Source organism: 'Cynodon dactylon' phytoplasma (assembly GCF_009268075.1).
GTDB classification, from domain to species: Bacteria; Bacillota_I; Bacilli_A; order Acholeplasmatales; family Acholeplasmataceae; genus Phytoplasma; species Phytoplasma cynodontis.
In genome coordinates this window covers 1-273 of record NZ_VWOH01000018.1, presented here as the reverse complement: position 1 = coordinate 273, position 273 = coordinate 1, and the positions used below count along the sequence as shown (strand labels likewise).

The window sequence follows — 273 nt, the reverse complement described above, 5'->3', positions numbered from 1 at the left end:
CGAAAGAAGAAAGTAATTTACTATTTACTCAATGGTATCGGGAAGGAGTTGATATATTATGTCAACAACGGTTTCACCAGAAACTAAACTTTTACGAACATTGAATAGAATTCAATATTGTTCATCAAACGGCTACTCCTTAAAAAGAGAACTCCAGCAGGGAATGAATAACTTTTACAACACGTTAACCGCATTTAATAAAATTGCGGCTAACAAGGGAGCGGGTACACCCGGAATTGACAATAAAACTATCGATGGAATCAATCTGGAAAG

At 35.9% G+C, this 273-nt stretch carries 1 pseudogene; it reads left to right on the top strand.

Features of this window, described 5'->3' with window-relative positions:
* Positions 1-58: 58 nt before the first annotated feature.
* Positions 59-273 (top strand): annotated as a pseudogene (locus F1741_RS02235) (group II intron reverse transcriptase/maturase); the annotation flags it as partial.